This window comes from Microbacterium songi (assembly GCF_042747925.1).
Taxonomy (GTDB): Bacteria; Actinomycetota; Actinomycetes; order Actinomycetales; family Microbacteriaceae; genus Microbacterium.
The window spans coordinates 479,546-504,486 of record NZ_JBHZIE010000010.1 but is presented as its reverse complement, the minus strand read 5'-3'; the positions used below and the strand labels follow the sequence as shown (position 1 = coordinate 504,486).

25 protein-coding genes are annotated in these 24,941 nt (G+C 69.6%); 15 read left to right on the top strand and 10 right to left on the bottom strand.

Annotated elements, in window-relative coordinates:
* Positions 1–52: 52 nt before the first annotated feature.
* Both ACFM35_RS13445 and ACFM35_RS13440 read left to right on the top strand, forming a co-directional pair.
* Entirely contained in the window at positions 53–1,369 is a 1,317-nt protein-coding gene (locus ACFM35_RS13445; protein WP_378842832.1) for an Nramp family divalent metal transporter, read from the top strand.
* Positions 1,370–1,396: 27 nt separating this feature from the next.
* The gene (locus ACFM35_RS13440) at positions 1,397–2,032 is read left to right on the top strand and encodes a metal-dependent transcriptional regulator (protein ID WP_378842830.1); all 636 of its coding nucleotides are present in this window, start codon (positions 1,397–1,399) and stop codon (positions 2,030–2,032) included.
* 15 nt (positions 2,033–2,047) lie between these two features.
* On the opposite strand, the gene ACFM35_RS13435 is transcribed toward ACFM35_RS13440, so the two are convergent.
* On the bottom strand, positions 2,048–2,998 hold the full coding sequence (locus tag ACFM35_RS13435) for an SDR family NAD(P)-dependent oxidoreductase (protein ID WP_378842828.1): 951 nt from the start codon (positions 2,996–2,998) through the stop codon (positions 2,048–2,050).
* 61 nt (positions 2,999–3,059) lie between these two features.
* Between ACFM35_RS13435 and ACFM35_RS13430 the strand changes: the two genes are divergently transcribed.
* From ACFM35_RS13430 to ACFM35_RS13420, 3 genes are read left to right on the top strand one after another with little or no spacing between them, the layout of a single operon-like run.
* Positions 3,060–3,869, top strand: a complete 810-nt coding sequence (locus ACFM35_RS13430; protein ID WP_378842826.1) for an HAD-IIA family hydrolase — start codon at positions 3,060–3,062, stop codon at positions 3,867–3,869.
* Positions 3,869–4,444: a YdeI/OmpD-associated family protein gene (locus ACFM35_RS13425; protein ID WP_378842824.1), complete on the top strand. Its 576-nt coding sequence runs from the start codon at positions 3,869–3,871 to the stop codon at positions 4,442–4,444. The genes ACFM35_RS13430 and ACFM35_RS13425 overlap by 1 nt, the downstream gene beginning before the upstream one ends.
* Positions 4,441–4,599 (top strand): hypothetical protein, encoded by a 159-nt coding sequence (locus tag ACFM35_RS13420; RefSeq protein WP_378842822.1) that lies wholly within the window; start codon positions 4,441–4,443, stop codon positions 4,597–4,599. Before ACFM35_RS13425 ends, ACFM35_RS13420 begins: the two co-directional genes overlap by 4 nt.
* A gap of 57 nt (positions 4,600–4,656) precedes the next feature.
* On the opposite strand, the gene pyrE is transcribed toward ACFM35_RS13420, so the two are convergent.
* Positions 4,657–5,235, bottom strand: a complete 579-nt coding sequence (pyrE, locus tag ACFM35_RS13415; protein ID WP_378842820.1) for an orotate phosphoribosyltransferase — start codon at positions 5,233–5,235, stop codon at positions 4,657–4,659.
* A 78-nt stretch (positions 5,236–5,313) separates the two neighbouring features.
* Between pyrE and ACFM35_RS13410 the strand changes: the two genes are divergently transcribed.
* Positions 5,314–6,405, top strand: coding sequence for a glycoside hydrolase family 76 protein (locus ACFM35_RS13410; protein WP_378842818.1), 1,092 nt, complete (start codon positions 5,314–5,316; stop codon positions 6,403–6,405).
* A 9-nt stretch (positions 6,406–6,414) separates the two neighbouring features.
* Positions 6,415–7,257: an exodeoxyribonuclease III gene (locus tag ACFM35_RS13405; protein ID WP_378842816.1), complete on the top strand. Its 843-nt coding sequence runs from the start codon at positions 6,415–6,417 to the stop codon at positions 7,255–7,257.
* Positions 7,258–7,281: 24 nt separating this feature from the next.
* Here ACFM35_RS13405 and ACFM35_RS13400 read toward each other — a convergent pair whose 3' ends face one another.
* Positions 7,282–7,884, bottom strand: a complete 603-nt coding sequence (locus ACFM35_RS13400) for a dihydrofolate reductase family protein (protein WP_378842814.1) — start codon at positions 7,882–7,884, stop codon at positions 7,282–7,284.
* 75 nt (positions 7,885–7,959) lie between these two features.
* On the opposite strand from ACFM35_RS13400, the gene ACFM35_RS13395 reads away from it, so the two are divergent.
* The 4 genes from ACFM35_RS13395 (at position 7,960) to ACFM35_RS13380 (ending at position 12,234) form a co-directional block, all read left to right on the top strand.
* A complete protein-coding gene (locus ACFM35_RS13395) occupies positions 7,960–9,219 on the top strand; it encodes a sensor histidine kinase (RefSeq protein ID WP_378842811.1) in 1,260 nt (419 codons plus the stop codon).
* A 32-nt stretch (positions 9,220–9,251) separates the two neighbouring features.
* The gene (locus tag ACFM35_RS13390) at positions 9,252–9,884 is read left to right on the top strand and encodes a response regulator (RefSeq protein WP_378843045.1); all 633 of its coding nucleotides are present in this window, start codon (positions 9,252–9,254) and stop codon (positions 9,882–9,884) included.
* 290 nt (positions 9,885–10,174) lie between these two features.
* Positions 10,175–11,059 carry an ABC transporter ATP-binding protein gene (locus ACFM35_RS13385; RefSeq protein ID WP_378842809.1) on the top strand — a complete coding sequence of 295 codons (885 nt, stop codon included), beginning with the start codon at positions 10,175–10,177 and terminating at the stop codon, positions 11,057–11,059.
* Positions 11,056–12,234: an ABC transporter permease gene (locus ACFM35_RS13380; protein WP_378842807.1), complete on the top strand. Its 1,179-nt coding sequence runs from the start codon at positions 11,056–11,058 to the stop codon at positions 12,232–12,234. The genes ACFM35_RS13385 and ACFM35_RS13380 overlap by 4 nt, the downstream gene beginning before the upstream one ends.
* A 74-nt stretch (positions 12,235–12,308) precedes the next feature.
* On the opposite strand, the gene ACFM35_RS13375 is transcribed toward ACFM35_RS13380, so the two are convergent.
* Positions 12,309–14,087, bottom strand: coding sequence for a glycoside hydrolase family 15 protein (locus tag ACFM35_RS13375; RefSeq protein WP_378842805.1), 1,779 nt, complete (start codon positions 14,085–14,087; stop codon positions 12,309–12,311).
* 40 nt (positions 14,088–14,127) lie between these two features.
* Between ACFM35_RS13375 and ACFM35_RS13370 the strand changes: the two genes are divergently transcribed.
* Positions 14,128–15,498 carry a glucose-6-phosphate dehydrogenase gene (locus ACFM35_RS13370; RefSeq protein WP_378842803.1) on the top strand — a complete coding sequence of 457 codons (1,371 nt, stop codon included), beginning with the start codon at positions 14,128–14,130 and terminating at the stop codon, positions 15,496–15,498.
* A 4-nt stretch (positions 15,499–15,502) separates the two neighbouring features.
* Here ACFM35_RS13370 and ACFM35_RS13365 read toward each other — a convergent pair whose 3' ends face one another.
* Positions 15,503–15,889, bottom strand: a complete 387-nt coding sequence (locus ACFM35_RS13365; protein WP_378842801.1) for a VOC family protein — start codon at positions 15,887–15,889, stop codon at positions 15,503–15,505.
* Positions 15,890–16,051: 162 nt separating this feature from the next.
* Here ACFM35_RS13365 and ACFM35_RS13360 point away from each other — a divergent pair, with 162 nt between their 5' ends.
* The gene (locus ACFM35_RS13360) at positions 16,052–16,642 is read left to right on the top strand and encodes a nitroreductase family protein (RefSeq protein ID WP_378842799.1); all 591 of its coding nucleotides are present in this window, start codon (positions 16,052–16,054) and stop codon (positions 16,640–16,642) included.
* Between the two features lie 62 nt (positions 16,643–16,704).
* Here ACFM35_RS13360 and ACFM35_RS13355 read toward each other — a convergent pair whose 3' ends face one another.
* The gene (locus ACFM35_RS13355; protein ID WP_378842797.1) at positions 16,705–17,196 is read right to left on the bottom strand and encodes a GNAT family N-acetyltransferase; all 492 of its coding nucleotides are present in this window, start codon (positions 17,194–17,196) and stop codon (positions 16,705–16,707) included.
* A 46-nt stretch (positions 17,197–17,242) separates the two neighbouring features.
* Here ACFM35_RS13355 and ACFM35_RS13350 point away from each other — a divergent pair, with 46 nt between their 5' ends.
* Positions 17,243–18,292: a zinc-dependent alcohol dehydrogenase family protein gene (locus ACFM35_RS13350; RefSeq protein ID WP_378843043.1), complete on the top strand. Its 1,050-nt coding sequence runs from the start codon at positions 17,243–17,245 to the stop codon at positions 18,290–18,292.
* Positions 18,293–18,368: 76 nt separating this feature from the next.
* Here ACFM35_RS13350 and ACFM35_RS13345 read toward each other — a convergent pair whose 3' ends face one another.
* The 3 genes from ACFM35_RS13345 to ACFM35_RS13335 all read right to left on the bottom strand — a co-directional run bounded on the left by ACFM35_RS13345 (position 18,369) and on the right by ACFM35_RS13335 (position 21,568).
* Entirely contained in the window at positions 18,369–19,613 is a 1,245-nt protein-coding gene (locus tag ACFM35_RS13345) for a sugar ABC transporter permease (protein ID WP_378842795.1), read from the bottom strand.
* A complete protein-coding gene (locus ACFM35_RS13340) occupies positions 19,610–20,419 on the bottom strand; it encodes an ATP-binding cassette domain-containing protein (RefSeq protein WP_378842793.1) in 810 nt (269 codons plus the stop codon). The genes ACFM35_RS13345 and ACFM35_RS13340 overlap by 4 nt, the downstream gene beginning before the upstream one ends.
* A 66-nt stretch (positions 20,420–20,485) precedes the next feature.
* Entirely contained in the window at positions 20,486–21,568 is a 1,083-nt protein-coding gene (locus ACFM35_RS13335; protein ID WP_378842791.1) for a substrate-binding domain-containing protein, read from the bottom strand.
* A gap of 259 nt (positions 21,569–21,827) precedes the next feature.
* Here ACFM35_RS13335 and ACFM35_RS13330 point away from each other — a divergent pair, with 259 nt between their 5' ends.
* Entirely contained in the window at positions 21,828–23,312 is a 1,485-nt protein-coding gene (locus tag ACFM35_RS13330) for an FGGY family carbohydrate kinase (protein WP_378842789.1), read from the top strand.
* A 7-nt stretch (positions 23,313–23,319) separates the two neighbouring features.
* On the opposite strand, the gene ACFM35_RS13325 is transcribed toward ACFM35_RS13330, so the two are convergent.
* Positions 23,320–24,939: a xylulokinase gene (locus ACFM35_RS13325; RefSeq protein WP_378842787.1), complete on the bottom strand. Its 1,620-nt coding sequence runs from the start codon at positions 24,937–24,939 to the stop codon at positions 23,320–23,322.
* Positions 24,940–24,941 lie beyond the last annotated feature (2 nt).

Below are 24,941 nucleotides of genomic sequence, written 5' to 3'. Positions count from 1 at the left end.
GCGCCACCCGGACCCGCTTTCGGCATACCGAAAAATGGTCTAGCTTTTCGGTATGCCGAAATCACTGGGGATCACGGCCGAACCCGTCACCGCCCCCGCAGCCGCCCGACGCCGTTCGCCGTTCCGCGGCGCCTGGCTGCTCGGCCCGGCGATGGTCGCGGGAGTGGCCTATCTCGACCCGGGCAACGTCGCCAGCAACATGACCGCCGGTGCCCGCTTCGGCTACCTGCTGGTCTGGGTCGTCGTCCTCGGCAACATCGTCGCGTGGCTGGTGCAATACCTCTCGGCCAAGCTGGGCATCGTCACCGGGCAGAGCCTCCCCGAGACGCTGGGACGACGCATCCGCAACCCGTGGGCCCGACGTGCGTACTGGCTGCAGGCCGAACTCGTGGCGATGGCCACCGACATCGCCGAGGTGATCGGCGGCGCGATCGCGCTCCACCTGCTCTTCGGCGTGCCGCTGCTCTGGGGCGGCGTGATCACGGGTGTGATCTCGATGGGCCTCCTCGTCCTGCAGTCCCGACGCGGAGCGCGCACGTTCGAGATCGTGATGATCGGACTGATCCTCGTCATCGGCGTCGGCTTCACCGTCGGCGTCTTCATCGGCCCCCCCGATCCGGCCGGGATCGTCGCCGGGCTCGTCCCCCGATTCGAGGGCACCGACTCCGTCCTCCTCGCCGCGTCGATCCTCGGGGCGACGATCATGCCGCACGCGATCTACGCGCACTCCGCCCTCGCGCGCGACCGCTTCGCTCCGGTAGAGGGCGCCGGCGACGACACAGGACCGGATGCCTCGCTCGCCGTCCGCCGCGGCATCCCGACGCCGACGCTGCTGAAGGCGACGCGCTGGGACGTCTCGATCGCGCTGCTCATCGCGGGCACGGTCAACCTCTGCATCCTGCTGCTGGCCGCCGCGAACCTCACGGGCGTGGCCGGCACGGACACCCTCGAGGGCGCCTACGCCGCCCTCGAGAACGGGATCGGCCCCCTCGTCGCGACGCTCTTCGCCGTCGGGCTGCTCGCGAGCGGTCTCGCCTCGACGTCGGTGGGCGCCTACGCCGGCGCCGAGATCATGCGCGGGCTCCTCCGCGTGCGCGTCCCGCTGCTCGCGCGCCGACTGATCACCCTGATCCCCGCCCTCGTCATCCTCGGCGTCGGGTTCGACCCCACACTCGCCCTCGTCCTCAGCCAGGTGGTGCTCTCCTTCGGCATCCCCTTCGCGCTCGTCCCGCTCGTCGTACTCACATCGCGACGCGCGGTGCTCGGCGCGCACCGCAACCGGGGGATCACGACGATCGCCGGGATCGCGGCATCCGTCTTCCTCATCGCCCTCAACGGCGTGCTGCTCTGGCTCGTGGCCACCGGCTGAGCGATGCTCGGCCGGTACCCTGGGCGCGTGGCCTCCCCCGCGATCGACGACTACCTCAAGACGATCTACCACCACACCGAGTGGCAGGACGATCGCATCACCCCGTCTCAGCTCGCGCTCGAGCTCGGGCTCGCCCCCTCGAGCGTGACCGAGATGGTGCAGAAGCTGGCGGCGCAGGGTCTCGTGTCGCACCGCCCGTACGGCCCGGTGTCGCTGACCCCCGCGGGCGAGCAGCGGGCGGCCGCGGTGATCCGTCGGCATCGGTTGATCGAGACCTGGCTGGTGGGCGAGTTCGGCTACTCCTGGGACGAGGTGCACGATGAGGCCGAGGTTCTCGAGCACGCCGTCAGCGATCGGCTGCTCGACGGCATCGACCACCGGCTCGGCAATCCTCGGTTCGACCCGCACGGCGACGCGATTCCGGATGCCGCGGGCCGCGTGCACCGCGAACCCTTCACCCTGCTCGGCACGGCGAAGCCGGGCCACCGCGGGCGCGTGCTGCGGGTGAGCGACCGCGACCCCGATCTGCTGCGCGTGCTGGATGACGCCGGTGTGCGCCCCGGCGCCGACGTGCAGGTGACGGATGCCTCGACCCTGACGCTCGACGGCGACACCCTGCATCTTCCGGCCGGGGCGGCGGACGCCGTCTGGCTCACCGCGTAGAACGGCGCGCAGAGCTCACTTCGACGCGGCGGCCGCCCGGCCGAACGGCCACCGCATGCCGGCGGCGTCTTCGCAGACGCCCCAGAGCCGCGCGCCGATCTCGAGGTCGCGCGTGATCTTGGCCGGGGTCGCGCGTCTCGGCGCGCCGCGGGCGACGAACCGCGGGCCGACGAGCTCTCCGCCCTCGACCGCGGGGTCGACGAGTGCCCGCACGAGCGACCACGCGCCGCGGTCCTTGGACTGCGTGAACGCGACCTGCAGATTGTCGGTGAAGCGGGTCAGTCGAGAGGGCTCGTTGACCCCGTGGATGCCGATCGTGCGGCCGCTGGTGGAATATCCCGGATGCGCGACGATGCTGCGCACCGCGACCTTCGTCTCACGCAGCCGCCGGTCGGCTTCGAGGCCGAGGGCCGTCGTGGCGACCTTGGACTGCACGTAGGCGCGCCACGGGCTGTAGTCGCTCTCCAGCTGCGGGTCGACCGGGTCGTAGGCCCACATCGACGTCGACATGCTGCCGAGCCAGACGATGCGTCCGCGCGCTTTCGCTAGGGTTGCCAGCATCGCCCCGGCGAGCGCGAAGTGACCCAGCACGTTGGTCGCGAAGACGACCTCGTTGCCGTCCATGGTCAGCTCGCGTTCTTTCGGCGGGTGCACGATGCCGGCGTTCAGGAGCAGCCCGTCGAGTCCCCCGCGGGTGCGGGCGGTCGCGGCCGCCGCGCGCACCGAGCCGAGGTTGCTCGTGTCGAGGAGAAGCGTCTGCACCGAGGCATCCGGAACCCGGCGCAGCACCGCCGCACGAGCCGACGCGAGCCGGTTCGGGTTGCGGCCCGTCATGATGACGTGGGCGCCGGCGCCGGCGAGCTGTTCGGTCGCGAAGTATCCGAGACCCGCGTTGGAGCCCGTGATCAGATAGGTGCGCCCTGAGAGGTCGGGGAGGTCCTCGGGATCCCAATCGGCGCGCGCCACGAGATGAGACTATGCCCCCGCGCGTATGTCTTCGCGCGCGTCCACGGAATAGGCTGACACCATGCGGACCCGCGCCGATATCGAATGCTGGCTGACCGACATGGACGGTGTCCTCGTCCACGAGAACCGGCCGATCCCCGGTGCGTCCGACCTGCTCGCCCAGTGGCGCGATGAGGGCACCCCGTTCCTGGTGCTCACCAACAACCCGATCTTCACGCCGCGGGATCTCAGCGCGCGGCTGCGACGGTCCGGTCTCGACGTCCCCGAAGACCGCATCTGGACCTCGGCGCTCGCGACGGCCGACTTCCTGCGCTCGCAGCTGCCGGGCGGCACCGCATTCGTCATCGGCGAGGCGGGCCTGACCACAGCGCTCCACGAAGCGGACTTCGTCATGACCGAGTCGCTGCCCGACTACGTCGTGGTCGGCGAGACGCGGCAGTACTCGTTCGAGGCGATCACGCAGGCGATCCGCTTCATCAACGCCGGCGCGCGCTTCATCGTGACGAACCCTGACGCGACCGGGCCGACCGCGCACGGCGTCGTGCCGGCGACAGGCTCGTTCGCCGCCCTCATCACCAAGGCGACCGGCAAGGAGCCTTACGTCGTCGGCAAGCCGAACCCGATGATGTTCCGGTCGGCGCTGAACCGCATCGGCGCGCACTCCGAGACGACCGGCATGATCGGCGACCGGATGGACACCGACGTCGTCGCCGGCATCGAGGCGGGGCTGCACACGATCCTCGTGCTCACCGGTATCAGCGATCGCACCGAGATGGAGCGCTACCCGTTCCGCCCCGACGAGGTGCTCGACTCCGTCGCCGACCTCGTGCGCGACGAGCCGCTCGAGGTGGAGGAGACGGACATCCTCTGATGGGAGCGCTCGACGACGGCGAGAAGGTGGTGGCCGCGGATGCCGCGACCTGGCGCGCCTGGCTGGCCGGGAACCACGCCTCGGCGACCGGAGTGTGGCTCGTGCGCGGACGGGCCGGGTACACCCACCTCCACATCCCTTACGAGGAGGCGATCCGCACCGCACTGTGCTTCGGCTGGATCGACGGTCCGGTGCGGACCTTCGACGAGGAGACGTCGGGTCTCTGGTTCGCGCCGCGGCGCCCGTCGAGCGGATGGGCCGCGACCAACAAGGCCCGTCTGATCGAGCTCGAGGCCGCGGGTCTCCTGGAGGCGGCGGGTATCCGCGCGATCGAGGTCGCGAAGGCCAACGGGTCGTGGACCATGCTCGACGGGCCCGAGGCCGGTATCGAACCTCCTGAGCTCACGGCCGCCCTCGACGCGGCGCCTGCGGCCCGGGCGAACTGGGACGCCTTCCCCGCGTCCGCGCGGAAGCAGGGACTGACCCTGATCGCCATGGCGAAGCGGCCCGAGACGCGCGCGGCGCGGGTGCAGAAGATCGTGACGGATGCCGCGGCCGGGAAGCGGCCCGCATGACACCGCTTGCGCAGGCACTGCTGTACGGCGTGAGCGTCATCATCCTGCTGGGGACGCTGATCGTGTTCGTGATGCAGCTCGTGCGCAGCCACCGCGACGAGCGGAACGATCCGCCCGCAGGCGACGATCGGAGTGATCCGCCGGTCGGCTCCTGACCTCCCCGCCGCTCCCTTCCGGCGCGGGACGAGCGAGGCGCTGCTTTCGGCGCGGAGCTACTGGGGTGCGAGGCCGAGATCGTCGAGGTCGATCGCGGCGAGCCACTCCAGCCCTTCCGCTTCGACGGCTGCCTGTGCCCCGGTTCTGCGGTCCACGATCACGGCGACGGCGACGACCTCGGCGCCCTCGCGGCGCAGCGCGTCGACGGCCTTGAGCGCGGACTGGCCGGTGGTCGAGGTGTCTTCGACGACGACGACGCGCTTGCCGGCGACATCCGCCCCCTCCACCTGACGTCCGCGGCCGTGGTCCTTCGGCTCCTTCCGCACGACGAACGCGTCGAGCGGGCTGTCGGTGCGCGCCGACTCGTGCATCACCGAGTTGGCGATCGGATCGGCACCCAGCGTGAGGCCCCCCACCGCGATGACGCCGTCGACGTCCTTGATGAGGTCGAGCATGATGCGACCGATCGAAGGCGCGGCCCGGTGATCCAGAGTCAGCTTGCGCATGTCGACGTAGTACGTCGCCTTCTTGCCGCTGGAGAGCGTGAAGTCGCCGTGGAAGACGGCCTCATCTTTGATGAGGGCGATGAGCGCCTGGCGGTCGGCTTCGAGCTCGGGCGTGGAGGCAGCGGTCATGCCGTCGATTCTACGGACCGGCCACCGGCGGCGAAGGAGACGGTGCCGCCGGTCGCCGGCGCTGGGTATCGTCGGGGCATGAACGCACGCGCCGACGCCGCAGCGCCGTCCGCCTCCACCTGGGCGCATCGGGCCGATATCGCGCAGCAGAGCATCGACGAGTTCTTCGGCGCCGATGACCGTCGGATCGCACATATGACGTTCCCGCGGCGGCTGCACGAGCCGTTCCACTACTGGTGGCTCGCACATCTGGTCGACGTCCGGCTCGATGCGTTCGAGCGCACCCGGCGCGTGGCATGGGCGGAGGATGCCGCGCGCGTGGCACGCGGCATCCGTCGTCGTAACCGGGGGTCGCTGTACAACGACTACTTCGACGACATGCTCTGGTTCGCGCTCGCCCTGCAGCGCCTGCGCACCGCCGCGGGCGACGTCGCGGCCGGCGAGGATGCGCGCGCGCTGTGGGAGTACTCGTTCCGGCGCGGCTGGAACGACGCGTTCGGGCAGAGTCTGGCCTGGCGGACGCAGCAGCTCGCGTACAAGAACACGCCGGCGAACGGCCCGTTCGCGATCCTCGCGGCCCGCCTCGCCGCAGCCGACGGCGACCCGCGAGCCCTCGAGTATGCGCGGCGCGGATTCGACTGGCTCACGACCCGCATGCGCGGGGCCGACGGGATCGTCGACGACGGGGTCAACCGCACCGGCGACGGCACGGTCGACCACTGGCGCTTCACCTACAACCAGGGCCTCTACATCGGGGCGGCCGTCGAGATCGGGCGGGCGACCGGCGATCGCACACCCCTACGGGCCGCGGAGGAGACCGCGCTCGCGACCATCCGGCAGCTCACCGGCGGTGGTGTCTTCGTGAGCGAGGACGACGGCGGCGACTCCGGGCTGTTCCGCGGCATCTTCTACCGCTACCTCGGGCTGCTGCTGCCGCACCTCGACCCCGGTGCGGCCGGGCGCCTCGAGCTGGTCGCGTTCGTGCGCGGGAGCACCGACTCCCTCTGGGAGAGCGCGCAGCGCGACGGCCTCATGCTCGCCGACGACGACTGGCGCAGCACCCCGACCGGCCGGGTGAGCCTGGCCACGCAGCTGAGCGCCGTCATGGCCGTCGAGATGCGTGCGGCCCTCGAGCGCTCGGAGGCGATCGGCGTCGGCACCCCGGCCTAGGCTGGCTCCATGCGTCTTGCGACCTGGAATGTGAACTCCGTCCGTGCCCGCGTCGACCGCATCGTCGACTTCGCCGTGCGCGAGAGCGTCGACGTGCTCACGATGCAGGAGATCAAGTGCAAGACCGAGCAGTTCCCCTACGAGGCCTTCGAGGACGCGGGTTTCCACGTCGAGGCGTACGGCTTCTCGCAGTGGAACGGGGTCGCCATCGCAAGCCGCTCGGCGATGACCGACGTCGCCACGTCCTTCCCCGGCATGCCGGGATTCGCGAAAGGCCACGAGGGGCCGGATGCTCCACAGGAGGCCCGCGCGATGGGGGCGACCATCGACGGGGTGCGGGTGTGGAGCCTGTACGTGCCCAACGGGCGCTCGCTGGGCGATCCGCACTACTACTACAAGCTCGACTGGCTGAGCGCCCTCACCGCGCACGTGCGGGACGAGCTGGCAGCCGACCCCGACGCGGCGCTCGCGCTGACCGGTGATTTCAACATCGCTCCGACGAACGCCGACAACGGCGACCCCGCCGTGGTCGAGGGGTTCGCGACGCACGTGTCGCCCCCGGAGCGCGAGGCGTTCGCCGCCCTGGAGGCGGCCGGGCTGACAGACGTCGTGCGTCCGCTGGTGCCGACCGGCTTCACGTACTGGGACTACAAGCAGCTGCGCTTCCCCCGCAACGAGGGCATGCGCATCGACTTCGTGCTGGGTTCGCACGCGTTCGCCGACGCCGTGGCGGGCGCGGCCATCCACCGCAACGAGCGCAAGGGCGAGGCACCGAGCGACCACGTTCCGGTCGTCGTCGACCTCGATCTGAACGGCCCCGAGGAAGACGACGATCGACCGATGATCTTCTGAGGCCGCTTCGCGTGACGCCGGCGGCTACATCTGACCCGTAGTGGGCTTCCCGTCCGGGGCGTAGCGCAGCTGGACGGCGGTGTTCCCCGCGACCGGCGGTTCGAGCAGCCGGAGCCGCGCAGGCACCGCGCCGTCCGGGAACACTTTGCGTCCCTGCCCGAGGACGATGGGGTGCACCCAAAGTTTCAGTTCGTCGTACGCCTCGACGGCGAGCAGCGACTGCACGAAGTCGATGCTGCCGATCACATGGATGTTCTCGTGGACGTCGCGGAGTGCGGTGACGGCGGCCACCGCATCCTCTCCCAGATGGGTTGTTCCTGCCCATTCGGGGACGAACGGATGCCGTGAGGCGACGTACTTCGGAATCTCCGCGAAACGACGTCCGACCGGGGTGCCGGTGTGCTGCGGCCAGTATGCCGCGAAGATGTCGTAGGTGCGGCGTCCGAGCACGAGCGCATCCATCGCTTCGATGCCGGCGCCGACGAGCTCGGCGATCCTCTCGTCCTCGACGGGCGCCTGCCAGCCGCCGAACTCGAAGCCACCGGAAGTGTCCTCGTCGGGTCCGCCCGGGGCCTGCGCGACGCCGTCGAGCGTGGTGAACAGATCTATCGTGATCCGACCGGTCATGGACCCTTTCTACCCGTTCGTCACCTCCCCCGCACGGGGGATGCCTCACCGCCGGGCTGCCCGTAGCGTGGGGGCGTGGCATCCGCTCCTCCCACCCCCCGCGCGCAGCGGCTGGCGCCGACCCGGCAGCAGCTGCGCAACGACGTCGTCCTGGCCGCCGTCATCTTCGTCGGCGCGCTCCTGAGCTCGGTGCTGAGTGCGATCGCCGGCGTCTACGGCGATGAGCAGGGTCCGATGCAGTACGCGATCGTCTACGCCTTCGTGCTGGCGGCGCCCCTGGCCGCGCGACGGCGATGGCCGGCCATCGTCGCGGTGATCATCGCGGTCGCCTACTTCGCCGCCGTCAGCCTGCGCGTGCCCGAGATCTACGTCGGCAACATCGCCATGTTCATCTCGTTCTACACGGTCGGCGCGTGGTCGCCCCGCCGTCGGCGCGCCGCGATCGTCCGCGGCGGCATCATCGTCGGCATGTTCGTGTGGCTGCTCGCCACGATGTACGGCGAGGCCCTCACCCACGCCGAAGACGCCGGAGTGGTCGCCGGGGCGTTCAGCCCCTTCATCGCCAGCGCGATGCTCAACATCCTCGTGAACGCGCTGTACTTCGGCGGCGCCTACTACTTCGGCGAGCGCGCCTGGACGGCCGCGGCCGAACGCGACGTGCTCGTGCAGCGCACCGCCGAGCTCGAGCGCGAACGCGAGGTCACCGCGGCGCAGGCGGTGGCCCTCGATCGCGTGGGCATCGCCCGAGAGCTGCACGACGTCGTCGCCCACCACGTGTCGGTGATGGGTGTGCAGGCGGCCGCGGCCGGTGCCGTGCTGCCGACGGATCCGGATGCCTCGGCCCGCCTGATCACGGGCATCGAGGCATCCGCTCGCGAAGCCGTCGACGAACTGCACCGGCTGCTCGACACCCTGCGCACCCCCGGCGCGACCGACGACGCCCCCGCCTCGACGATCGGCCTCGAGTCGCTCCCCGTGCTGGTGGCCGCCTCGGATGCCGCCGGACTGCCCACATCGTTCACCATCGTCGGCGAGCCGGCGCCGGTGCCGGCCGTGACTCAGGTCAACATCTATCGCATCGCCCAGGAGGCCCTCACGAATGCGCGGCGTCATGCCGGGCCGGATGCCGCAGCCGACGTGCGCCTGCGCTACGGGCCGGACTCGCTCGAACTGGAAGTCGTCAACACCGGACGCGCCGCCGTGGCGGTGCGGCCGGGGCTCGGCCAGCTCGGGATGCGCGAGCGCGCCGTCGCCTCGGGGGGCACGATCGAGATCGGTCCGCGCCCGCGCGGCGGTTTCCGCGTGCGGCTCGCCGTCCCGTTGGGCGCGTCGTGATCCGCGTGCTCCTGGTGGACGACCACGCCGTGATGCGCGCGGGGTTCCGGACGATCCTCGAGTCGGCCGGCGACATCACCGTGGTCGGCGAGGCCGGCACCGGAGCGCAGGCGGTGGCTGCAGCATCCGAGCTCGCACCCGACGTGATCTGCATGGACGTGCAGATGCCCGACATGGACGGACTCGAGGCGACGAGGCGCATCGTCGCCGATGCGACGTCGAGCGCGCGGGTCGTGATCGTCACGACGTTCGACCGCGACGACTATCTCTTCGAGGCGCTGGATGCCGGGGCCAGCGGCTTCCTTCTGAAGAACGCCGGCGCGAGCGAGCTCGTCGCGGCCGTGCGCGTGGTGGCGGGCGGCGACGCGCTGCTGGCCCCGGCGGTCACCCGTCGCGTGATCGAGCGCTTCGGGTCGGTGCGGGCCGTGACGGCACCGGCCGCGGACGAGAGGCCCGGTACCTCACCGCTGACCGAGCCGCTGACCGAGCGTGAGGCCGAGGTGCTGCGACTGCTCGCCGACGCCCGCAGCAACGCCGAGATCGCCGCCGAGCTGTACATCGGTGAGGCGACCGTCAAGACGCACGTCTCGAACGTGCTGCAGAAGCTGGGCGCGCGCGACCGCGTGCACGCGGCCGTGCTGGCGCTCCGCCACCACCTGGTCTGAGCGACCGCTCGACGCCCGCGCGCCGCGACCTCGGCGCCCGGCCCTCGGCCCTGCCACGCCCGGCCGCGCCGCACCGCACCCTCGGCGCCGCGAACGGTCGCGACATGCCGTACGTTCCGCGCCACCGCGTGTCCCAGCGGCGTGTCGCGACCGTTCGCGCGGCTTCCGCGACGCCGCCGACCCCGAACGACGCCTCATCCGCACGGCGCGGGCCACCTCCCCCTCACGCTCGCGAGATCTCCGCCCCACGGGGGATCCGGCCGGGACGCGGCATCCGTAGCGTGATTCGCATGCTGCAACTCACAGATCTCGACAAGAGCTACGGCACGCATCGCGTGCTCGACCACGTCGGCTTCGAAGTGCGCCCGGGACGCCTGACAGGCTTCGTCGGAGGCAACGGCGCCGGCAAGACCACCACGATGCGGATCGTGCTGGGCGTGCTCGGCGCCGACGGAGGCACCGTCACGCTCGACGGCACCCCGGTATCGACCGATGACCGCCGACGCTTCGGGTACATGCCCGAGGAACGCGGCCTCTATCCGAAGATGAAGGTGCTCGAGCAGATCACCTATCTGGCGCGCCTGCACGGGTATTCGAAGACGGATGCCGCGGCATCCGCCACTGTTCTGCTCGAGCGCCTCGGTCTGGGCGAGCGCCTGAACGACAACGTCGAGACGCTCTCGCTGGGCAACCAGCAGCGGGCGCAGATCGCCGCGGCGCTCGTGCACGACCCGGAGGTGCTGATCCTGGACGAGCCCTTCTCCGGGCTGGACCCGATCGCCGTCGACGTGGTTGCCGCGGTGCTGCAGGAGCGCGCCGCGTCGGGTGTCGCGGTGCTGTTCTCCTCGCATCAGCTCGACCTGGTCGAGCGGCTCTGCGACGACCTCGTGATCATCGCCGGCGGCACCATCCGCGCGACCGGCGAGCGCGAAGCACTGCGCGCCGCGCACTCCCGCCATCGCTACGAGCTGGTCACCGTCGGGGATGCCGGGTGGCTTCGAGGTGAGCCCGGAGTGGACATCGTCGATTTCGACGGCGGATACGCCCTGTTCGAGGTCGATTCCGAGGACACCGCGCAGCGCGTCCTGCGCGAAGCCGTCACCCGCGGAGCCGTCGGCAGCTTCGCCCCGCAACGTCCGAGTCTGGCCCAGATCTTCCGGGAGGTCGTGAAATGAGCACTGCAACACGAGGCACCGCCGACAACGGCACCGCTCAAAAGGGCGCCGGCACCACGAGCGCCGGCGGGAGGAGCTCCGGCACGCGCCCGAGCGCCCCGAGTGAGGCGGCCGCAGTCTGGCTCGTCGCCGAACGCGAGATCGGCACCAAGCTCCGCAGCAAGGCGTTCCTGATCTCCTCGGCGATCCTCTTCATCGCCGCGCTGGCCGGGATCGTGTTCGGCGGGCTGAGCGCGCAGAACCAGGGCGGGACGCCGGTGGCGATCACCGCGGATGCCGCGTCGCTGCTCACCTCGACGGAGGGACTGGAGGTCACCGAAGTGGCCGACCGCGCCGCCGCCGAGAAGCTCGTGACCGACGGCACGGTCGACGCCGCCATCGTCGCCGACCCCTCGGCCACACCGTTCGGCTACGTGCTGATCGCGAACTCATCCGCCCCGAGCGGCTTGACGATGCAGCTGTCGGAGGTGCCGAGGGTGGAGCTGCTGGATCCGTCGCAGACCGATGACATCGTGCGCTACTTCGTCGCGATCAGCTTCGGCGTGGTCTTCCTGATGGCGGCGAGCCTGTTCGGGTCCACCATCGCCGCGAGCGTCGTCGAAGAGAAGCAGACGCGAGTGGTCGAGATCCTCATCTCGGCGATCCGGGCACGCACGCTCCTCGCCGGCAAGGTGATCGGCAACACGATCCTGGCCATGGCGCAGATCCTCGTGCTGGCGGCGATATCCATCGTCGGGCTCACGATCATCGGTCAGAGCGAGCTGCTCGAACTGCTCGGAGCGCCCATCCTCTGGTTCGCGGTGTTCTTCCTGTTCGGGTTCGTGCTGCTGGCCGCCCTGTTCGCCGCGGCCGGCGCGATGGTCTCCCGTCAGGAGGACATCGGCTCGACGACGTTCCCGATCACGATCCTCATCATGGCGCCGTACTTCCTGGTCATCTTCTTCAACGACAACCCCACGGTGCTGGCGATCATGTCCTACGTGCCGTTCTCCGCCCCGGTGGGCATGCCGATGCGCCTGTTCCTCGGCGAGGCGCAGTGGTGGGAGCCGTTGGTGTCGCTCGTCATCCTCATCGCGACATGCGTCGCGGCGATCCTGCTCGGCGCGAAGATCTACCAGAACTCCCTGCTGCGCATGGGCAGTCGCGTCAAGCTGGTCGAGGCGCTCCGCGGCTGAGCCGACGACGACGAGGAGCGGATGCCGCGGCCACTGGTCGCGGCATCCGCTCCTCGCGTGCCAACCGGGCGCGCTCAGCGCTCCGAGCGGGCCACCAGCGCGTCCGCGGCGCGCACCAGCGCCAGGTGCGACAACGCCTGCGGGGTGTTGCCGACGTGCCGCCGCAGCGTGACGTCGTACTCCTCCGACAGCAGCCCCACGTCATTGGCCAGCCCGCAGACACGGTCCATCAGCTCGTGCGCGTCAGCGAGGCGCCCGCTGCCCGCGTACTGCTCGACGAGCCAGAACGAGCAGGCGAGGAACGGATGCTCGGTCCCGGGCAGTCCGTCGACATCGGACGCCGTGCGGTACCTGTGCAGGAGACCCGCGTGCATCAGCCGGCGCTCCAGCTCGGCGACGGTGCCCAGCATGCGCGGATCATCCGGGGCACAGTAACCCACCTGCGGCAGCAGCAGGAGCGCGGCGTCGACCTCGGTCGAGCCGTAGCTCTGCACGAAGTGCCCGCGCGCCTCGTCGTAGCCGCTCGTGTCGATCTCGGCGCGCATGCGGTCGCACAGCGCCTCCCAGCGCTCGAGCTCGCCCGGCATCCCGTGCTCGCGGACAGCCCGGACGCCACGATCGAACGCCGCCCAGATCATGACGCGGGAGTGCGTGAACATGCGCGGTTCGCCGCGGATCTCCCAGATGCCGTTGTCGGCGCGGCCGATGTTCTCCTCGACGTAGCCCAGGAGCGCGCGCTGGAGCGGCCACGAGTACTCGCCCTCGTCGACGCCCGCCACACGCGCGGCCTCGAGCGCGACCATGACCTCGCCGATCACGTCGGCCTGGTACTGCTCCACGGCCCCGTTGCCGATGCGCACCGGTGCCGCGCCGTCGTATCCGGGGAAGTTGTCGAGCTCGCGTTCGGTCAGCCGACGTTCGCCGGCGATGCCGTACATGATCTGCACGTCTGCGGGTGAGCCGGCGATCGCCCGCACGAGCCACCGTCGCCACTGCACGGCCTCTTCCGTGAAACCGTGACTGATGAGCGCCTCCAGGGTCAGCGACGCATCACGGAGCCACACGTAGCGGTAGTCCCAGTTGCGCGAGCCGCCGAAATCCTCGGGGAGCGATGTCGTGGCGGCCGCGACGATACCGCCGGTGTCTTCGTGCGTGAGCGCGCGCAGCACGAGGAGCGACCGCACGACCGCTTCGTGATGCGGCCCGTCGTGTTCGATGCCGTCCGCCCACTGCCGCCACCACGCGGCCGTTGTCTCGAAGGCGGCGTCGACGTCGACGGGATCGGGGATGAGCCGGTGCGACGGGAACCAGGTGAGGGTGAGGTCGGCGACCTCCCCCGCCGACACCGTCACCGTGCCCGTGTGAGCGTGGTCGGTCGCGCGGAGCGCGGCGCCGCGCAGGACGAGTGCGTCGGGCCCTGCCGTCGCGACGAGGGCGGGCGCGGCATCCGTCCCCGCCTGACGCATCCAGGGCATCGAGCGCGCGTAGTCGAAGCGGACGCGCAGCTCCTGCGTGAACTCGACCGTTCCCTCGAGCCCCCGGATGCGGCGGATCACGTCGGGACGACGGTCGCCGTAGGGCATCACGTCCGCGACCTCGGCGACACCGGCCGCCGTCTCCCAGCGGGTGAGCAGCACGAACCCGTCGCCGTCATAGCGGCGCGATGTCTGCGCGTGCGGGTCGGTGGGACGCAGCGTCCATCGCCCGTGATCCTCGGTGCCCAGAAGCGCCCCGAACGTCGACGGAGAGTCGTAGCGGGGAAGGCACAGCCAGTCGATACTGCCCTCCCGCGACACGAGCGCCGCCGTGTGGCAGTCGCTCAGAATCGCATAGTCCTCGATGGGTGCAGCCATGCGTCGAGTCTTACAGTGTTGCGCGGTCTAGGGTGGCGCCATGGCCACCGACACGACCCTGATCATCCTCGGCGCTTCCGGCGACCTCACCTCGCGGCTGCTGCTGCCTGCGCTCGGGCAGCTGCTGACGCGCGAGCGCGAACGGCGCATCCGCCTGATCGGCGCCGGGATCGACGACTGGGACGACGAGCGGTGGCGCAAGACGGTCGCCACCTCGTTCGCGAAGGTGAACGCTGCGGGCGCGGGCGTGAACCGTCTGCTGAAGGAGACCGACTACCGGCAGGTCGACATCACGTCCGCGGAGGACATGGCGGGACTGCTGGCCGGGATCGACGGCAAGGTCGCGCTGTACTTCGCCGTGCCGCCCGCCGTCGCCGCCGCATCGTGCGAGGCCCTCGCGAGGATCGACGTGCCGGCGGGACTGATGCTGGCGCTGGAGAAGCCGTTCGGCACGGACCAGGCCAGCGCACACGTCCTGAACGAGCAGCTCGCCAAGATCGTCCCCGAGAACCAGGTCTACCGGATCGACCACTTCCTGGGCCGCTCCACGGTGCTGAACGTCCTCGGCGCGAGGTTCTCGAACCGCATCTTCGAGCCGGTGTGGTCGTCGGCGCACATCGACTCCGTCGTGATCCGCTTCGACGAGGCGCTCGGGCTCGAGGGCCGCGCCGGCTACTACGACAAGGCCGGCGCGCTGATCGACATGATCCAGAGCCACCTGCTGCAGATCCTCGCCGTCGTGGCGATGGATCCGCCCGCGACCCTCGACGCCGTCGACCTCCGCGACGCGAAGGGCGCCGTGCTGAGGGCGACCAGCGTGTGGCAGGACGACCCGATCGACAACTCGCATCGCGCCCGGTACACGGCCGGCAGAGTCGGTCGCCGGTCGCTGCCCGCCTACGCGGACGAACCCGGGGTCGATCCGAATCGCGAGACCGAGACCCTCGCCGAGATGACCGTCGGCATCGCCAACTCGCGCTGGGAGGGCGTGCCCTTCACGCTCCGCTCCGGCAAGGCGCTCGGCGGCCTGCGGCGCGAGATCGTCATCACCTTCAAACCGGTGACGCACCTGCCGACCGGATTCACCGGCTCGACCGCACCGTCGGTGCTCCGCCTCTCGCTCGACCCCGCCGTCATGTCGCTCGAGATCAACTTCAACGGCCCGGGCGACGCGTTCGCCCTCGACCGGGCGGCGCTGGACACCGACCTCGCGCAGGGCGGGATGCTGGCCTATGCCGAAGTGCTCTCGGGCATCCTCGACCAGGACCCGACGCTCGCCGTCCGCGGCGACACCGCCGAGGAGTGCTGGCGGATCGTGCAGCCGGTGCTCGACGCGTGGCGTGACGGCGCGGTGCCCCTCGACGAGTACGCCGCGGGCACGACCGGGCCGGCGTCCTGGCCGGCGCTCTGACGCGTCAGTCGTCCTGGAGCACGGCCAGAACGTTGCCGGCGGGGTCGCGGAACCACGCGATGTCGGGTCCTCGACCGTCGCCCCGCACGATCCCGCGCTCGTCCGAGGGGAAGTCCTCGTCGGCGTAGATCTTGGTCTCGACCCCGCGGGAGTTCAGGTCGATCACCGCCTCGTCGATGTTCGCGACGGGGAAGTTCAGAATCGTGAAACCCGCCGGTTCATGGTTGGGCTTCGAGTAGATCAGGATGCCGGCGCCCGACGCGAGATGGAGCTCGAGGAATCCCATCGCATTGTCGGAGACCTCGAGCCCGAGCGTCTCGCCGTAGAACGTGCGTGCCGCGTCGATGTCGTCGACGCTGAATCCGCTGAATGCCTTGTCGGTCGTGAACATGTCTCCACGATGCACCCGGTGGACCGGCGTGTCCAGGGGCCGCTGCATCCGCTCTTCCCGTCGTTGGTCAGAACCGCCGGGAATGTATTCGAGCGCATGGTGTTGGACCTCCGTGGGTCGATGGCGCCCCCGACAATTCCGCACTCGTCCGAAGGAACAGCCATGAACACCTCCCTGCAGACCGCCCGCTCCGCCCAGACCGACAGCCCCGTGCTCGACGTCCTCGCCGATCGCTGGAGCCCCCGCGCCTACGACACCTCGGCGCCCGTCGACGAGGAGAAGCTGGCGAGCGCGCTCGAGGCGGCTCGCTGGTCGCCGTCCGCCAACAACACCCAGCCGTGGCGCTTCATCGTCGCCCGCCGTGGAACCGACGCGCACGCGACTGTCGTCGACGCGCTGATGGGATTCAACAAGGTGTGGGCCGGCGATGCCGGCGCGATCATCATCGGTGTCGCCGAGACCACGGCTGAAGACGGCACGCCCATGCATTTCGCGACGTACGACCTCGGCCAGGCGGTCGCGCACCTGAGCGTGCAGGCCCACCACGACGGCCTGTACGTCCACCAGATGGGCGGCTTCGACCGCGCGGCCGTCAGCGCGGCTTTCGGCCTGGACGAGCGTTTCACCCCGACGGTCGCGATCGCCATCGGTGCGCTCGGCGACCCGGCCGCCCTCCCCGAGGCCCTTCAGGAGCGCGAGGCGGCCCCCCGCGTGCGTCGTCCCCTGGCGGAATCGCTCATCGCGGCCGCGTGAGGGCCTGACGGCTGCACCGGCCGGGCAGCAGCCGGCGGGCAGCCGCCGTCACGCCGCAGTCATCACTCGTCGAGCCGCAGTTCGAAGCAGAGCGAATTCGGCATCGTCTCCCGGTAGGGCTCGTAGACCGGGATCGGCGTGAAGCCGGCCTTGGTGTAGAGGGCGAGCGACTCCTGCTGTGGATGCCCCGTCTGCAGCACGACCCGGCGCGCACCGCCGGCGCGGGCCCGGTCGATGACGGTCGCGGTCAGGGCGGAACCGACACCGCGTCGTCGTGCCCACGCGGGGACGACGAGACGCTTGAGCTCCCATTCGTCGCTGCGTCGACGCAGCATGACGTGCCCGAGCGGGGTGCCGTCGTCGTCGAGCGCGAGCCAGGTGGCGACGACCTCTTCGGGGTGCACGCGAAGGGCTTCGGTGCGGGCCGCGGTCAGCTCCGGGGACTCCCCCGCGTTCTGCGTCCCATAGCGCTCTGTCAGGTCTTCGTCGAGCACGCGCCGGAGTGCCACCGCGCGGGGATCGTCGACGCCGACGTCTTCGATGCGGATGGTCACGTTCTCCAGTCTGACCCACCGCACGCGGCGCGACTACGATCACATCGTGCAGGCTCTCCGCTATGACGCCTACGGCGTCATCCCCTCCCTGGTCGAGATCGACAGCCCGCCGTTGCCCGACGACGGTGTGCTCATCGCGGTGCGCGCAACGGGCGTATGCCGATCCGACTGGCACGCCTGGCAGGGACACGACCCCGTGGATCTTCCTCAGGTCCCCGGCCACGAGTTCGCGGGAGTCGTCGCGGCCGTCGGACCCGAGGTGACGACCCTCGGAGTGGGCGATCGGGTCACCGCGCCGTTCGTCTGCGGCTGCGGCCGATGCGAGTGGTGTCTGGCCGGCGAGGCGCAGATCTGTCCCCACCAGTCGCAGCCCGGCTTCACGATGCCCGGGACCTTCGCCGACCTGGTGGCCATACCCGCTGCCGACTTCAACGTCGTGCACCTGCCCGACGCCGTGGACTTCGTCGCCGCAGCCTCCCTGGGCTGCCGCTTCGCGACCGCCTACCGGGCGGTCACCGTCCACGGTCGCCCGAAGCCGGATGAATGGGTGGCCGTCCACGGGTGCGGCGGCGTCGGTCTGTCGGCGGTCATGATCGCGACTGCTCTCGGGGCCCGGGTGATCGCCGTCGACCGGTCCCTGGACGCTCTGCGCGCAGCGAGGGACTTCGGTGCCGAAGTCGTCCTCGAGGCGGGCGACGACACCGTCACCGCGATCCATGAGGTGACCGGCGGGGGCGCGCGCGTCTCACTCGACGCCGTGGGCACGAGCGCGACCGCCATCGCGTCGATCGCATCCCTGCGTCCGCGCGGACGCCACATCCAGGTCGGCCTGTTACTGGGGGACGACGCCGCGCCCGCGATACCGATGGGACAGGTCATCACGAAAGAGCTGGAGCTCTACGGTTCGCACGGCATGGCCGCCAGCGACTACCCCGGCATGCTGGAGCTCGTGGCCTCCGGCGCCCTCCGCCCCGACCGCCTGGTCGGGGAGGTGATCGAGCTGGCGGATGCCGGAGCCGCTCTCGCCGCGATGAGCGGGCCTCCGACGACACACGGGGTGACCGTCGTGCGGATGCCGGAGCCTGCGCTCGAGTGATGTCTTCGGCGCTTCCCCGCGAAAGATGGCCGGCCCGACGAATGTCCGCCGGCCCGACCACCTTCGGAACAAGGGCTCAGCCCCGCCCGTGCGCTCGCCGGGATCGCCGAGCGAGGGCGTCGAGCGAGACGGCGATCAGCACGACCGCGCCCGTCACCATGTATCGGATCGACGGATCCATGTTCAGCAGCGTGAGTCCGCTCGTGATCGACTGGATCACGATGATCCCGAGCAGCGCTGCGAAGGCAGAACCGCGCCCGCCGAAGAGGCTCGTGCCGCCGATGACCGCGGCCGCGATCGCGTTGAGGTTCGTGTCCCCCGCGCCGCTCGATTGGGAGGCCGCGGCAAGTCGGCCGGCCGCGAGGATGCCCCCGACCACGGCCAGGGTCGACGCGATGACGAAGACGGACGTGTATACGCGGACGACGTTGATCCCCGCCCGTCGCGCCGCTTCCCGGTTGCCACCGACGGCGAACACCGATCGACCCCAGGACGTGCGCGTCAGCGCATAGTTCGCGATCAGCACGAGGGCGACGAAGAGGACGACCATCCAGCCGATCCCCCGAGCGCCGTCGTAGAGGTAGAACACCACGAACACCAGGACGGCCGCCAGAACCGCGGCTCCGATGAGGATTCCGGTGAGGGACGGCGCTGAGAGACCGGCCTTGGCGCGTCCGCGAGAACGGGCGATCTGCGTGATGGCGAGTGCCGCCGCGGTGGCGACAGCCAGAACATACGCGATGGGCTGTGGAACGAAGGCGAGCTGACCGAACACCACGATCGGTGAATCGAACGGCAGATTGATGGTGCCGCTGGGGCCGAGGACGAACAATTGCAGCCCGAGGAACCCGAGCAGACCCGCCAAGGTGATCACGAACGACGGCACTCCGACGATGTTGTAGATGGCGGCGTAGAAGAAGCCGATCAGCACTCCGACCGCGATGGCCGCCCCGATGGCGGCCCAGAGCGGCCATCCGTTGTTCACGCTGTAGACGGCCATGATCGCGGCGGCCAGACCGCTCACCGACCCGACCGACAGATCGATCTCGCCGAGGAGGAGGACGAAGACGATTCCGAGAGCGAGCACTCCGACGGCGACCGACTGCATGAGCAGATTGCTGAGGTTGCGGCTGGAGAGGAACGTCGGGTTCAGGGCCTGGAAGACCGACCAGATGATGACGAGACCCACGATGACGGGCAGGAAGCCGAGGTCTCCCCCACGAAGCTTGTCGACGAGGGACTTAAGTTGGCCGCGCGCGCCCGCGCCCGCTGGCCGCAGGCGCTCGTCCTGAAGGTCGGTGGGGGGTTGGATGGCGGTCATGATTCGATCCCTTCACTCGCCTCGCGCGTTGCTTGGCGTCGACTGACTGCGTTGTCCTGGGAGCCGGTGATAGCGGCGATGATGTCGTTCTGATTAGCGTCCTTCACGGCGAACTCGCCGTTGTTCTTCCCGAGACGCAGAACGACGACCCGGTCGGCGACCATCCGGACATCGTCCATGTTGTGGCTGATGAGGATGACCCCGTGCCCACGTTCGCGGAGCCGCTCGACGAGGTTCAGGACCTCGGCGGTCTGCGCGACACCGAGTGCGGCGGTCGGCTCGTCGAGCATGACGAGCTTCGGCTCGCCCAGCAACGACCGGGCGATGGCCACCGTCTGGCGCTGACCGCCTGAGAGGGCCGCGATCGGAATCCTCACGGAGGGGATCTTGGCGGACAGCTGCCGCAGGAGGCTCCAGGCACGAACCTCCATCTCGATCTCGTTCAATCGCACCGGGGAGAGCTCGCGACCGAGGAAGAGGTTCTGGACGACGTCGAGGTTGTCGCAGAGCGCGAGATCCTGGAAGACGGTCGCGATTCCATGCTCGATGGCGGCGGTGGGGCTCTGCAGGCGGATCTCCTCCCCTGCGAAGGTGATGGTCCCGGAGTCGGGCTGGTGCACTCCGGCGAGCACCTTGATGAGCGTGGACTTGCCGGCTCCGTTGTCGCCGACGAGGGCGACGACTTCACTGGAGTGCACATCGAGGTCGATGTCCGTCAGGGCAGCGACGGCCCCGAAGCTCTTGCTGACTCCCCGCAGAGACAAGACGAGGTGGGGGTTGGGTGTGGTTTCCGTTTCGGTGGGCATCGTGACTCCTCTCAAGGAAGGGGTGCGATCATGCGTATCGCCTGATCGCACCCCTTCGGCTTGGTTCTACTGGATACCCAGTTCCGTGCACGCCGCCGCGTACTCGGCGGTGCAGATCTGGTCCGCGGTGTAGATGCCGCCGTCGAAGATGACCTCCTTGACGTTCTCCTTCGTGACGACGGTCGGCTCGAAAAGCTGAGCCGGCGTGTCGAAGAGCGTCGTGTCGGCCGTCGGGGTCTCGCCGTTCAGCAGCTGCACAGCGACATCAGCAGCCGCACCGGCCACCGTTGCGATGGGCTTCGAGATGGTGTTGAACTGGCTTCCCGAAACGATGCGCTGGATCGCGGCCACCTCCGCGTCGTTGCCCGAAACCAGCGGCAGCGGGGTGACTCCGTCAGCCGTGAGTGCGGCGATCGAGCCGCCCGCCGTTCCATCGTTCGCGGCGATGACGCCCACGATCTGGTTGGAGAATTCCGCGATCTGGCCGCTCACCCAGTCCTGTGCCTTCTGCGGATCCCACGCCGGCGTGTCGTAGGCGGCCAGGAGCTCACGGCCGTTCTCCTGGATCGCCTTGTCCACGCCATCGCGGATGAGGCCGGCGGCGTTGTCCGTGGGCGAACCGTTGACCTGGAGCACTCCCCCGGTCGCACCGTCCGCGTCCAGCTGCGTGAGCACCGACTCGGCGATCGCGTATCCGATGGCCTCGTTGTCGAAGGACACGTAGAAGTCCGCGGCGATGTCCACGATGGGGCGGTCGTACGTGACCACCTTGATGCCCTGTGACTGAGCATTCTGGACGATGGCGGCTGCGGCCTTAGTGTCGACGGCGTCCAGGACGATCACCTGGGCTCCGTCGGCGATGGCCGCCTCGGCCTGCTCCTGCTGCGTGGAGGGGTCTCCTGCCGCGTTCTGATAGTTGACGGTGCAGTCCGGGCACAGCTCCGCAACCTTCTCTTTGAAGAGCGGAGCATCCTGCTGCTCGTATCGGGTGGAAGCGAGGTCGGGCATCAAGAAGGCGATCGTGCCGGACGACGCCGCCTCGCCCCCACCCGTGGACCCCCCGCCCGCTGTTCCCCCGGAGCAAGCAGTGAGGGAGATGATCATCGCGGTGGCGCCGAGCGCGGCCGCGACCAAGGTCTTTGACTTCATTGTGTGTACCTCTCGACTTCGAGAACCCCGGGGTGACGATCACCGAGGGTGGGGCGACTGGCCTGGTCTGCCTACTGTGAAGACCGGGCACGGTAATCATAGCAATCCGAGCGGTAATTCTGTCAATCAAAATGGTAATTCTCACATCGGCGTTGATGGCCACTGCGGGAGCGCTCATGCGGGCGACTACTGTGTGAGGAAGCGCGAATGATCACGCCACCCAGCACATGTCGACTGTCACACATCCACGAGCCACCCTGTGAGCGCGATCCTCTGCGTGGACGCGGGTACCTCTGTGATCAAGTCGGTCGTCTTCTCCGCCGACGGGCGGGAGCTCACCGTGTCACGACGCCCCACGCGGGTGTCGAGGCCGGAGTCGGGCCGGGTCGAGCAAGATATGGCGGACGTCCTCGGCGCCGTGCTCACCACCATGAGGGAGGCCGTCGCCGCCTCATCGGAGCCGGTGACGTCGATCGCGATCACGGCACAGGGCGACGGCTTCTGGCCCGTGGGCGCGGATGAACGTCCTGCCGGCGACGCGATCCTCTGGAACGATGGGCGGGCCGACGGGGTCCTCGCCGCCTGGGAGGCCGACGGCACTTTGGAGCGGGTATTCCGTATCAACGGATCCCTCGGCAACAAGGGGCTGCCCAACGCGATCATGCGTCATCAGCTCGACCGCGGCCCGGGACTGGACGGCGTCGATTGCGTCCTGACCTGCGGAAGCTGGATCTTCCTCGCGCTCACGGGCGTGCGTGGGTTGCATTTCTCCGAGGCGTCCGCTCCGTGGCTGGACGTCCACACCGGCGGCGGATCAGGAATGCTACTCGAGCTCTACGGGCTGCAGGACTACGCCACGCTCGTACCCCGCGTGCTGGAGGGCGACGAGCTCGTGCAACCACTGCGACGCGACATCGCCCTGTCTGCCGGACTCGAACCGAATACGCCCGTGGTCCTCGCCCCGTACGACGTGGTGGCCACCGCTCTGGGCAGCGGCGCAGTGGACGTCGCAGACGCCTTCTGCATTCTGGGCACCACCCTCTGCGCGGGAGTGATCGAGGCGCACGCCGACACTACAGGCGAGCCGGGCGGGCTGACGCTGCTCACCGGGCACGGCCCCTCCGTCGTACGCGCCTTCCCCACGCTGGCGGGCACGGGCGTCGTGGATTGGACCGCTCAGCTGCTGGGATTGCCGGATGCGGCAGCACTCACCGAGCTCGCGAGCCAGTCACCCCCCGGGGCTAACGGAGTGATCATCTGGCCCTACCTTTCGGGCGTGGGCGAGCGCGCGCCTTTCCTGGATCGGTCCGCGAGAGGCACGATCGGAGGCCTCCATTTCGCGCACTCCCGCGCTGACATCGCCCGGGCATGCCTGGAAGGACTCGCCTATGTGATCAAGGAATGCGCGTCGGCAGCGAGTACGAGTTCGACCGCGCTGGCGATGTCGGGCGGGGGCTCGGGCAACTCGTTCTGGTGCCAGATCGTGGCGGACGTGACAGGGGTCCCCGCACTGCGGCCGGCCGACAGCCAGGTGGGCGCGAAGGGCGCGATGATCGCCGCGGCCGTGAGCAGAGGTCTTTACGCCGACGCCGACGAGGCGGCACGTCACCTCGTGCGGCATACTCGTGTGTTCGAACCCGATGCCTCTGTCGCTCCGCTCTACGCGGATCGTTTTGAGACCTTCACACGGACCAGGACGTCGATGTCGCTGTACGCGAAGGACCCGGAACAGCCCCCGCGCTGAATCGCTCTCACATGGCGATCTCAGCGACGCGCTCGATCGCGAGGCCGGCCCGATACCGTTCGAGGAACTTCATGTAGCCGGCGATGTCCGACTCGTGAGGAACCACGGCCTGCGCGATCGCTCCCGCGAAGACCCGGGTCTCCAGGTAGTCCGCGAGCGAGGAACCATCGCCGGCGCGTACCGCGCTCCGATAAGCGGCCAGCACGGCGATGCCCCAGGATCCGCCTTCCGACGCCGTTTCGACCACCGCCACCGGATGCCCGATCGCCGCTGCCAGCATCTTCTGACCCACCCCGGCCGTCGTGAACAGACCGCCGTGCGCGTGCATGGTGTCGACGGCTACGCCCTCCTCCTCGAGGGCTCTCAGACCGATGCTGAGCGCACCGAAGGAGCTGAAGATCTGCGCCCGGATGAGATTGGCGAGTGTGAGCCTGCTGCCGGGCGTGCGCACGAGCATGGGTCGCCCCGCGGAGACACCCACGATGGGCTCGCCTGCCAGGAAGTTGTATGCGAGGAGCCCGCCGCAGTCGTCGTCCCCGTCCAGAGCCTCGGAGAGCAGGGTCCGGAAGACGGTGTTGCGGTCGACGGGGTTGCCGATCGCCGCGCTGAATCTTTCGAACACCGAGGCCCATTCCGCCAGCTCGCCGGTTCCGTTGATGCAGTGGATCATGGCGACGCGCTCACCGGAGGGTGTGGTCACGAGATCCACATCCGAGGCGACGTCGGGAAGAGACGCCTCCAACACGATCATTGCGAACACCGACGTGCCGACGCTGATGTTCCCCGTCCTGACAGCCACGGAGTTCGTCGCGACCATCCCCGTGCCCGCATCCCCCTCCGGCGGGCATGACGCACTCCCGGCCTCCAGACCACCGCTCGGATCCAGCAGCAGCGCGCCGCGCGCGGTCAGGCTGCCGCCGTCGGCCCCCGCGATCAGCGGGATCGGCAGAAGGTCGCTCAGTCGGGTCCCCGGCTGCCGCGCATGCGCGAGGCGGTCGAATGCCTCGAGCCTGCGGGCATCCCACTGGTGGGAGTGGGAGTCGATGGGGAACATGCCGGAGGCATCCCCCAGCCCCAGGACCCGCTGATCGGTGAGTTGCCAATGGACGTATCCGGCAAGCGTCGTCAAGAACCGGATGTCGGCGACATGCGGCTCGGCGTCGAGCATGGCCTGGTAGAGGTGTGCGACCGACCAGCGGCGGGGAATGCGGCACCCCAACGCGGCGGTCAGCTGCCGCGCCGCTTCGTCGGCCGTGGTGTTCCGCCAGGTGCGGAATGGCACGAGGAGCCCGCCGTCGCCGTCGAACGCGAGGTATCCGTGCATCATCGCGGAGATCCCGATCGCTGCGAATCTGCTCGGCCGGACGCCGAGACTCCGTTCGCAGTCATCCAGAAGGGCTCGGACGGCCGCCTGCAGTCCGGTCCAGACCTCGCCCAGTGGGTAGGTCCATGATCCATCGACCAGGCGGCTGCTCCACTCGAACGAACCGGTCGCCAGCACGGAGTGGTCAGAACCGATGAGGCTCGCTTTGATGCGGGTCGACCCCAGCTCCACGCCCAGCGTCCCACGACCGTGGCGGACCTGGTCTGCTCCGCTCACGCCGGGAACAGTGCTGTCGCCGTGCATGA

What these genes read in the sequence shown, in the direction of transcription:
- ACFM35_RS13405 (WP_378842816.1), top strand. Translation starts at nt 6,415, where the DNA reads ATGCGTCTTGCGACCTGGAATGTGAACTCCGTCCGTGCCCGCGTCGAC.
- ACFM35_RS13445 (WP_378842832.1), top strand. Translation starts at nt 53, where the DNA reads ATGCCGAAATCACTGGGGATCACGGCCGAACCCGTCACCGCCCCCGCA.
- ACFM35_RS13375 (WP_378842805.1), bottom strand. Translation starts at nt 14,087, where the DNA reads ATGGCTGCACCCATCGAGGACTATGCGATTCTGAGCGACTGCCACACG.
- ACFM35_RS13410 (WP_378842818.1), top strand. Translation starts at nt 5,314, where the DNA reads ATGAACGCACGCGCCGACGCCGCAGCGCCGTCCGCCTCCACCTGGGCG.
- ACFM35_RS13370 (WP_378842803.1), top strand. Translation starts at nt 14,128, where the DNA reads ATGGCCACCGACACGACCCTGATCATCCTCGGCGCTTCCGGCGACCTC.
- ACFM35_RS13400 (WP_378842814.1), bottom strand. Translation starts at nt 7,884, where the DNA reads ATGACCGGTCGGATCACGATAGATCTGTTCACCACGCTCGACGGCGTC.
- ACFM35_RS13430 (WP_378842826.1), top strand. Translation starts at nt 3,060, where the DNA reads ATGCGGACCCGCGCCGATATCGAATGCTGGCTGACCGACATGGACGGT.
- ACFM35_RS13360 (WP_378842799.1), top strand. Translation starts at nt 16,052, where the DNA reads ATGAACACCTCCCTGCAGACCGCCCGCTCCGCCCAGACCGACAGCCCC.
- ACFM35_RS13325 (WP_378842787.1), bottom strand. Translation starts at nt 24,939, where the DNA reads ATGCACGGCGACAGCACTGTTCCCGGCGTGAGCGGAGCAGACCAGGTC.
- ACFM35_RS13340 (WP_378842793.1), bottom strand. Translation starts at nt 20,419, where the DNA reads ATGCCCACCGAAACGGAAACCACACCCAACCCCCACCTCGTCTTGTCT.
- ACFM35_RS13420 (WP_378842822.1), top strand. Translation starts at nt 4,441, where the DNA reads ATGACACCGCTTGCGCAGGCACTGCTGTACGGCGTGAGCGTCATCATC.
- ACFM35_RS13425 (WP_378842824.1), top strand. Translation starts at nt 3,869, where the DNA reads ATGGGAGCGCTCGACGACGGCGAGAAGGTGGTGGCCGCGGATGCCGCG.
- pyrE (WP_378842820.1), bottom strand. Translation starts at nt 5,235, where the DNA reads ATGACCGCTGCCTCCACGCCCGAGCTCGAAGCCGACCGCCAGGCGCTC.
- ACFM35_RS13345 (WP_378842795.1), bottom strand. Translation starts at nt 19,613, where the DNA reads ATGACCGCCATCCAACCCCCCACCGACCTTCAGGACGAGCGCCTGCGG.
- ACFM35_RS13390 (WP_378843045.1), top strand. Translation starts at nt 9,252, where the DNA reads ATGCGCGCGGGGTTCCGGACGATCCTCGAGTCGGCCGGCGACATCACC.
- ACFM35_RS13385 (WP_378842809.1), top strand. Translation starts at nt 10,175, where the DNA reads ATGCTGCAACTCACAGATCTCGACAAGAGCTACGGCACGCATCGCGTG.
- ACFM35_RS13365 (WP_378842801.1), bottom strand. Translation starts at nt 15,889, where the DNA reads ATGTTCACGACCGACAAGGCATTCAGCGGATTCAGCGTCGACGACATC.
- ACFM35_RS13335 (WP_378842791.1), bottom strand. Translation starts at nt 21,568, where the DNA reads ATGAAGTCAAAGACCTTGGTCGCGGCCGCGCTCGGCGCCACCGCGATG.
- ACFM35_RS13380 (WP_378842807.1), top strand. Translation starts at nt 11,056, where the DNA reads ATGAGCACTGCAACACGAGGCACCGCCGACAACGGCACCGCTCAAAAG.